This is a genomic window from Flavobacterium sp. (genome assembly GCF_043720215.1).
GTDB lineage: Bacteria > Bacteroidota > Bacteroidia > Flavobacteriales > Flavobacteriaceae > Flavobacterium.
Map to the genome: position 1 here is coordinate 1 of NZ_JAYSSZ010000201.1, position 8,716 is coordinate 8,716.

At 29.7% G+C, this 8,716-nt stretch carries 9 protein-coding genes and 1 other RNA gene; 4 read left to right on the forward strand and 6 right to left on the reverse strand.

Annotation, left to right across the window (positions count from 1 at the left end; translation table 11 throughout):
• Positions 1 to 123 precede the first annotated feature (123 nt).
• The 5 genes from fsa to ffs form a co-directional block, all read right to left on the reverse strand.
• Complete coding sequence (gene fsa / locus ACHZC3_RS09185) at positions 124 to 780, reverse strand: fructose-6-phosphate aldolase (protein WP_394759568.1); 657 nt, start codon at positions 778 to 780, stop codon at positions 124 to 126.
• Between the two features lie 16 nt (positions 781 to 796).
• The gene (locus tag ACHZC3_RS09190) at positions 797 to 1,330 is read right to left on the reverse strand and encodes a GNAT family N-acetyltransferase (RefSeq protein WP_394759569.1); all 534 of its coding nucleotides are present in this window, start codon (positions 1,328 to 1,330) and stop codon (positions 797 to 799) included.
• On the reverse strand, positions 1,330 to 2,133 hold the full coding sequence (locus ACHZC3_RS09195) for an SDR family oxidoreductase (RefSeq protein ID WP_394759570.1): 804 nt from the start codon (positions 2,131 to 2,133) through the stop codon (positions 1,330 to 1,332). Before ACHZC3_RS09195 ends, ACHZC3_RS09190 begins: the two co-directional genes overlap by 1 nt.
• A gap of 6 nt (positions 2,134 to 2,139) precedes the next feature.
• Entirely contained in the window at positions 2,140 to 3,192 is a 1,053-nt protein-coding gene (locus tag ACHZC3_RS09200) for an enolase C-terminal domain-like protein (RefSeq protein WP_394759571.1), read from the reverse strand.
• Positions 3,184 to 3,281, reverse strand: an RNA gene (gene ffs, locus ACHZC3_RS09205) — signal recognition particle sRNA small type. The genes ACHZC3_RS09200 and ffs overlap by 9 nt, the downstream gene beginning before the upstream one ends.
• 87 nt (positions 3,282 to 3,368) lie before the next feature.
• Here ffs and ACHZC3_RS09210 point away from each other — a divergent pair.
• From ACHZC3_RS09210 to ACHZC3_RS09220, 3 genes are all read left to right on the forward strand, one after another.
• Positions 3,369 to 4,415, forward strand: a complete 1,047-nt coding sequence (locus tag ACHZC3_RS09210; protein WP_394759572.1) for a glutaminyl-peptide cyclotransferase — start codon at positions 3,369 to 3,371, stop codon at positions 4,413 to 4,415.
• A gap of 97 nt (positions 4,416 to 4,512) precedes the next feature.
• Entirely contained in the window at positions 4,513 to 5,220 is a 708-nt protein-coding gene (locus tag ACHZC3_RS09215; protein ID WP_394759573.1) for a carboxypeptidase-like regulatory domain-containing protein, read from the forward strand.
• Between the two features lie 91 nt (positions 5,221 to 5,311).
• On the forward strand, positions 5,312 to 5,833 hold the full coding sequence (locus ACHZC3_RS09220) for a hypothetical protein (protein WP_394759574.1): 522 nt from the start codon (positions 5,312 to 5,314) through the stop codon (positions 5,831 to 5,833).
• Here ACHZC3_RS09220 and ACHZC3_RS09225 read toward each other — a convergent pair.
• Positions 5,826 to 7,883 carry a M1 family metallopeptidase gene (locus tag ACHZC3_RS09225; RefSeq protein WP_394759575.1) on the reverse strand — a complete coding sequence of 686 codons (2,058 nt, stop codon included), beginning with the start codon at positions 7,881 to 7,883 and terminating at the stop codon, positions 5,826 to 5,828. The genes ACHZC3_RS09220 and ACHZC3_RS09225 overlap by 8 nt on opposite strands.
• 75 nt (positions 7,884 to 7,958) lie before the next feature.
• On the opposite strand from ACHZC3_RS09225, the gene ACHZC3_RS09230 reads away from it, so the two are divergent.
• A complete protein-coding gene (locus ACHZC3_RS09230; protein ID WP_394759576.1) occupies positions 7,959 to 8,693 on the forward strand; it encodes a diphthine--ammonia ligase in 735 nt (244 codons plus the stop codon).
• Positions 8,694 to 8,716 lie beyond the last annotated feature (23 nt).

Consider the following 8,716-nt stretch of genomic DNA (forward strand, 5'->3'; position numbering starts at 1 on the left):
ACCTATAAAACTAAAAACAGCACCAAAAACGTTTTTGGTGCTGTTTAATTTATCTATTTTTGTCTAATAATCTGTATCGATTATTTAGGACTAGTCAATGATATTGTATTTTGAATTTGAAAACTATTTATTCCCTTTCTCGAAATCAGCAATAAACTGAGCAATTCCAATATCAGTTAAAGGGTGTTTCATTAACCCTAAAATTGATGATAAAGGTCCAGTCATGACATCGGCACCAATTTTTGCACAATTAACAACATGCATCGTATGACGAACTGATGCAGCTAGAATTTGCGTTTCGAAACCATAATTATCATATATATCACGAATTTCTTGAATCAAGTTTAAACCATCAGTAGAAACATCATCTAATCTTCCTAAAAATGGAGAACAATAAGTTGCACCCGCTTTTGCAGCTAAAAGTGCTTGTCCAGCTGAGAAAATTAAAGTAACGTTAGTTCTAATTCCTCTGTCAGAAAAATATTTACATGCCATGATTCCTTCTTTGGTCATAGGCAATTTAACAACAATCTGATCGTGTAATTCGGCTAATTCCTCACCTTCACGAACCATTCCGTCAAAATCCATAGCATTTACTTCAGCACTTACATCACCTTCTACAATATTGCAAATGTCAACATAATGTTTTAAGATGTTATTTTTTCCTGTAATTCCTTCTTTAGCCATAAGAGATGGGTTTGTTGTAACGCCATCAAGAACTCCAAGTGCTTGTGCTTCTTTAATTTGTGCAAGATTTGCTGTGTCAATAAAAAATTTCATCTGATTTTATTTAAAATTATAGTTGTGTACTTGTTAACATGAACATTATTAGATTTTTTTCATTATTCAATTCAAAATCTGTATTTTGAATAAAATTATATTTTAATAATGCATTGATTGAAGGTTTATTATTTTTATCGGTAAAAGCTTCAATAAATTGCAAATTTAGTTTATTAAATCCAAAATCAATAATTTTTGATAAGGCTTCTTGCATAAATCCTTTACCTTGAAATTCAGGTGTTAATTCGTAACCCATTTCTGCAGTATTGGTTTCAAAATTGAAATTCCAATAACAAATAGAGCCAATATTCTGATTAGTCTCTTTATTATAAATCATCCAAGTGATTCCCTTTTTTCCTTTAAAATCAGAGATTCTATCTACAATAAACTGTTTGACTTCATTTAATGAAGATTTTTTTCTTCCAATAAATTTATTGTTTTCATGATTGTTTCTAATTTCAAATAAAAAATCAACATCATTCATTGAAATTTCATTTAAAATTAGTCTTTGCGTTTCAATAGTTGAAAATTCTTTTGGAAATACAATCATTACAATTTATAATGGTTCATTAACATTTTTTCGTAAACTTTATCAGGCAAAATTCTTTTTAATACAATTGAAAATTTTTGCATAAAAGCCCCTACTTTATAATGTATTTTAGGATTTGGATTTTGAATAATAGCATAAACCGCATCCGCCATTTCGTTAGGATTACTGCCAGAATCTACGTGTTCGTCCATCGATTTTAAAGTGTTTTCGTAAGGAATTTCGTAAGCAGAACCCTTAATAACTGGTGCGTGATAACGACCCGCAGCAATATTAGTTGCAAAATCGCCAGGTGCAATATTGGTAACGTGTATACCAAAAGATTTTGTTTCCATACGAATGGCTTCAGTAATAAGTTCTAAAGCTCCTTTTGATGCTGAATAAATCCCTCTATAAGGCAAACCCATATAACCTGCAATGGAAGTAATATTAATAATTAAGCCCGATTTTTGACTACGCATTTGTGGCAAAACCGCTTTCATTACTTCTATTGGTCCAAAGAAATTAGTTTCGAAATGATTTTTGATTTCTTGTGTCGGAATTTCCTCAATAGGCCCAGTAATTCCTACACCTGCATTGTTTATTACAACATCTAATCTTCCAGATTTCGCAATGATTTCTGCAACTGCATTTTGAATTGAAGTTACATCACGAACATCGAGCGCCACTAAAGTAAAAATCGAATTATTAACATTTTCTGGGTTTCTACTTGTTCCATAAACGATAAATCCTTTTTGATGTAAAAATTCACCAATTGACTTTCCTATTCCTGATGAACCACCAGTTATTAAAACTACTTTACTCATAATAATTTATAATATTGATATTCCCAATCCAGGTTTATCTTCTACTTGTATTTTTCCGTTTACAACTCTACTCCCATTGGCAATATCGTTTGCAATTAGATTGGCTCCATCTAGATCTGCATAATCTACTAATGGTGCAAGAACAGCTCCTGCCGAAATTCCAATTGTCGATTCAGTCATGCAACCTATCATTAATTTAAAATTTAATGCTCTAGCTTCTTTTATAAGGTGCAAAGCAGGTGTTAATCCGCCACATTTTACTAATTTAATATTAATGCTGCTATAATGCGGTTGTAAAGTAAGTAAATTTATATTATCCTGACAATCTTCGTCTGCCATCCAGTTTGCATATAAATTACAATCCAAAACCGAATAATTATCAGGTTTCATAGGTTGTTCTATATAACTAAACTGGCTAGAAACTACTTCATTTTGCAACCAAATACAATCTTCTGGAGTAAAACTTCCATTAGAATCTAGAGCAATATTTTTATCTAATGCTACTAGTTTTTGAATTGCTTTTTTGTCAAAATGATTGCATTTTACTTTAAATTTAGACCAATTTGAAGTTTCTATTTTTTTAATTTGATCTTCTACCGAAGCCACCGAAATAGTTATAGATGATTCTGGAAGCTTATTTATTTCGATAGTGTTTAATTCTAAAAAGCTTTTATTTTCTAATTTTCCGTACAAATCCCAATACCCACAATCTAGTGCTGAACGTAAAAAACTAGGCAATTCTAAAGTTAATAAAAAATCGTAAAATACTGTTGGATAAATAATTTGATGGTTATCAATTAAAGTTTTAATTGAATTTAATTTAATAACAAAATCTTCTAATTTTATATTGTAATAATCTATAGCGGTACATTCTCCATAACCTGAAACTCCTTTATGATCTAATGTAATAATCAGAGCTTCTCTGTGGGAATAATTCCCATAAGCTATCGAAAAAGTTTCCTTGAGTTCGAAACGAACAATTTGCCAAGATACATTCATAAAAGTAGGAATATCTATAAACAAAAAAATCTGAACGATGTCAGATTTTAAAAATGGCAAGCGACCTACATCGCACCGCTCAACCACATACCTTTGCTGCGTTCCCACCCTGGAGGAGTCTGCAGGAGCTGGTCGTGTAGGACTTGCCGGTGCAAAAGTACAAAAAAAATGTATATTTGCAAGTACATTGTTTTATATAAAATGATGTTATATATTGTAATCGTAAAAAAATTAAAATGAAAAAATATAATGTATTCGTATTCATATTGTTAACAACAATATTTATTGGTTGTGGCGATAAAAATAATTCTAAAAATTTATTTTCTATAGATGAAAGTAAATTTAAAGCCATGTATCATAATGAGGATGTTATAAGTTTGATAGTAAAAAACGATGCAAATAAAACAATTGATTCAATAGTTTACTTTAATAATGATAAAAAAATAGGTTCTGTAAAAGGGAATGCAAAATTTGATTATGCATTAACAAATGAAAAATTAGGTTACCAAAACTTAAAAACTATTGTATATTATGAAGGTTCGACTGAAGAAACAACCACAAGAGTTGAATTATTATCTAGTATAGAACCAAAAATTTTGACTTATACTGTTTTAAACACTTATCCTCACGACAAAGCGTCTTTTACCGAAGGATTAGAGTTTTATGATGGTAATTTATATGAAAGTACAGGAAAAAATGGAACTTCCTATTTTGCTAAAACAGATTATAAAACAGGGAAAATAGTACAAAAGGTCGATTTAGAAGCTAAATACTTTGGAGAAGGAATCACTTTCATTAATGGAAAAATGTTTCAATTAACTTGGAAAGATTCTACAGGTTTTATTTATGATGCCAATACCTTAAAACTAGAAAAAACATTCAAATTTGATAAAAAAATTGAAGGTTGGGGAATGACAAACGATAAACAATACATTTACCAATCTGACGGAACAGAAAAAATCTGGAAAATGAATCCAGAGAATCAAAAAATGATCGATTTTGTAAATGTTTATACCAATACAAGCAAAATAAAAAGTGTAAACGAACTAGAATGGATAGATGGAAAAATTTATGCTAATATTTGGCAAAAAGATGCCATAATAATTATAAATCCTTTGACTGGTGCTGTTGAAGCGTTGGTTGATTTATCGGGTTTACGCAAAAAAACAAATGCTGGTTCAGAAGATACATTAAACGGAATAGCATATAATCCTAAAACAAAAACTATTTTTGTTACTGGTAAAAACTGGGATAAAATGTTTGAGATAAAGGTTAATAATTAACAATTGATAATGCATAATTGATAATTTTAAAAAGCTTCCCAACCTTTTTGACAAAAATTGCCTCTATATAAGTATAGAAACAATTTTAAACAATAAAATGAAAACTAAAATCAATATTTCAATTCCTGAACCTTGTCATGAAAACTGGCAAGCCATGACTGCTGTCGAAAAAGGGAAATTTTGTGGTTCTTGTCAAAAAAATGTATTCGATTTTACAAAAGCAACCGACAGACAAATTATTGAAGCCTATAATAGAGACAACAAACTCTGTGGAAGATTCCTAAACACGCAGCTAAACCGTGATTTAGTTTCGCCAAAAGAGAAAGGTTCTGTTTGGTTGGCTACCACTTCTACCCTATTTAGTTTATTAGCTTTTGGAAACAACGAAATTAAAGCACAAGAAACACCTAAAACGGAACAAACAGAAACTAAGCATTTCCTAGGAAAACCATCACAACAACAAGAAGTACAAATAAATGAAGAAAAAGAAATCACTGGAATAGTTTCAGATACATCTGGACCAATGCCTGGTGTAAATGTTGTTATAAAAGGAACACAAAAAGGAATTTCAACAGATTTTGATGGTAAATATTCTGTAAAAGCTAAAGAAGGAGAAATATTGCTTTTTTCTTTTATGGGAATGGTTGATCAAGAAATAACTATTGAAAAAAATAATATATGTAGTGTCACATTAAAAGATGATCCTAAGTTTAGTGATATGATTTATATGGTTGGAGGAATTTCCGCTAAACGCAAAACCTTCTTCGGTAGAACATTTCATAAAATAGGCAATTGGTTTCGATAAATAATAATACTTTAAATTTTTAAGTTTATCTGATTATTCGTTTATTTGTGAATATCAATTACAATAATAAAAATCAATTTCAATATATAAAATGGATAATTCTAAAATTTTCGAAATACTAGCGTATACTTTACCCTCTTTAATTACTGGTGGTGTAGCTTATTTTTTATTTAATTCTTATTTTAAGGACCAGCAAAACACCAGACGTTGGTTGTTGCAAAAAGAAAATCAAAAAGATTCGTTGCCTTTGCGTTTACAGGCTTATGAAAGAATGGCTTTGTTTTTGGAACGCATTAATCCTTCGAATTTATTGATTAGAATTACACCTTTTTCTTCTGATAAAAACCAATACGAAAACTTAATTATCGAGCATATAAATCAGGAATACGAACACAATATCACACAACAAATTTATTTAAGTGATGAATGTTGGACTATCATTCAAACTGCAAAAAACACAACTATTCAAAACATTCGTAAAACGAATATGAATGAAAAAGTAGATTCTGCAAATAAATTACGTGAAGTGATTTTGAGTGATTTATTAGACAGCCAATCTCCTAGTACAATTGCTTTATCTTTCTTGAAAGATGAGGTTGGAAGGATTATTTAAGTAGACTTTTAAGTGAATTTTGTTCTTTTTCTGAAAGTTTTGGTAATAAATCTTCAAACAATTTTCTAAATTCTTCTTTTTTAATCATTTCACGAATAGTTTCTTTTCCAAATTTCACAAACTGCCATTTGTGATGCGTTATTGCATTTGCTAACGAACTCAAAACTCTTTCGTCAGAAGGATTAATTTTGAGTACCATTTCCAATGCATTTTGCCTAATTGAACTATCAAAACTAGTTGAAGCATAATTTATAATTTCGTTATATAATTCTGCTTTTTTTGTTGGTTCATATTCCTTAGTTCCTAAAGCTAGTGTAAGCCAAATAATACGAAGATTTTTATCATTTCTTCCTTGCCAATCTTTCGATTTTTCTAGTAATTCTATTCTATTTTCTGGAAATTGTGCCCATAAATTCTGCAATGCTGTTTCTCTAGTTGTATACGATTTGTCATCTAAAAAACTTTCGTATTGTTGTTTAAAATCTAACGGAATTTTTTGCATAGTTTCAGCAACAGCTCGGCGAATATTTACATCATCGCTTTGCATAGCAATTTGTATTAATTCTTTTTTTTTATCGAAAGAAATAGTTGCCAATTGATAAATTACTTCTTGTTTTATTGGATAAAATGCATTTGATTTCAAAATAGTTTCAAACTGAGCTTTCTTATCTTCAAATGGATTTTTTTCGTTTTTTTGTATATCTAAATACTCTTTTATAAATTTATTTTTACTTAAAATTGAAATAGCTTCACTAACATTAAAACCTGATTTTTCCAACCAATTTTTCTTAAAATTAGATACATCATATTTTGATATTTTTTTTATTTCAGCTAAAAAATCATCGGTAACTACATTTTTAAATTTGTACTTGTTCAGATAATTTTTTACTGCTTTTTGGAAGTTTTTCTCTCCAACGCCTTCTCTTAAAACATGCAAGGCCCAAGCTCCTTTTTTGTAAAAAGAAAGTGAACTCGCTTTTGCATTTAGAATTGGAATGGTATCAGTTTTACTGGCATCTTTTAGTTCTTCGGCTATTTTTAGCAATTCATAATTAAAATAATCATCACCAAAAAGTTTTTTTTCTGCCAAAAGCGCATAATAAGTTGCAAAACCTTCTTGTAGCCAATGATCGTTACCTGATTTTGCAGTAATCATATCGCCAAACCACTGATGTGCCAATTCGTGTGCATTGACATTAATGTAATTTCTATCATTGAAACCTATCTCATCAACCACAAAATCTTGTGAGAAAATAGTTGCCGACGTGTTTTCCATTCCGGCATATAAAAAATCATTTACAGGCACTTGTTTGTAAATTTCCCAAGGATACTTCACTCCTATTTCAGTTTCAAAAAAATCAAATATTTCCTTTGAATATTTGTAAGTAGATTCAAATTTATTCTTGTCTTCTAGTTTTAAGTATTGTTCTAAAGGAATTCCTGATTTTGATTTTAAAATTTGTTTTTCAAATTTTCCAATGGCAAGCATTACTAAATAAGAAGACATTGGTTTTTGCATTTGGTAATACCAAGATTTAAAAGCCTTATTTTCAGTACTTTTAACCAATTTTCCATTAGAAATTACTTGATAATCAGAATCGTAAGCAATCGTTAAATTAAAAACCACTTTCTCGTTAACATCATCAAAACTAGGCAACCAATGACTTGTGTTTTTTCCTTGACCTTGTGTCCAGATTTGCGAATTTTCGTCTTCTCCGATAAAATATAAAGTTTGTTTTGGAGTTGCATAATAAGTAAAATCTAATCGATTCTTTCCTTTTTTAAAACCTTCAAAAAGTAATAACTCTTTATCATTATTTTTATATTTAGCTGGTTTTCCATTAATAATTACATTATAGAAAACCATGTTTTTTGAATCAATTCTAATAGTATCTATAGCTGAAATCACATTAAAATCATAGGATATCGTACCATTAATAGATTTATTTTGATTACTAGGAAATAAACTAGCATTGCATTTTATAAAATCTACTTTTTGCGTTTGTTGTGCAAAAGAAAATACTGAAAATAAAAGAAGAATATATTTCATATTGAACTGATTTAAAGTTCAAAAATACAAAGGATTTTCTGACTTTTTAGTAAGTTTACACTCAAATAAAAAATTGTGATTAAGAAAGCCATTTTTAATTGGAGTAGCGGAAAAGATTCTGCCTTGGCATTATATAAAACTTTGCAAAGTTCAGAAATAGAAATTGTTTCGTTGCTTACGAGTGTGAATAAAAAATACAATCGCATTTCGATGCACGGCGTTCGTACTGAATTGTTAGAACAACAAGCCAAAAGTATTGGATTACCACTTCATATCATGGAAATTCCAGAAATGCCAAGCATGGAAGATTATGAAGCAGTGATGAGAGAAACATTAAACAAGTTCAAAGAAAAAGGAATAACGCATTCTGTTTTTGGTGATATTTTCCTAGATGATTTACGAAAATATCGTGAAGAAAAATTAGCCGAAATGCAACAGGAAGCTATTTTCCCGTTATGGAAAATTCCAACTAAAGATTTAATTCAGGAGTTTTTAGATTTGGGTTTCAAAACTATTGTGGTTTGTGTTAATGAACGAAATCTAGATAAAAGTTTTGTAGGTCGAATTATCGATGCGCAATTTATTACCGATTTGCCAGCTGATGTCGATGTTTGTGGTGAAAATGGCGAATTTCATACTTTTACTTTCGATGGACCAATATTTAAAAAATCAATAGAATTTGAAATTGGAGAAATTGTATATAGAAAATACGAAAAACCCAAACAAGAATCTTCAAATACAGCTTGTGATACAAGTAGTTCCGATGCTTTCGATTTCGGATTTTGGTATTGTGATTTGATTCCAAAATAGGTTTTACTGCTGTTTTTTTGCCA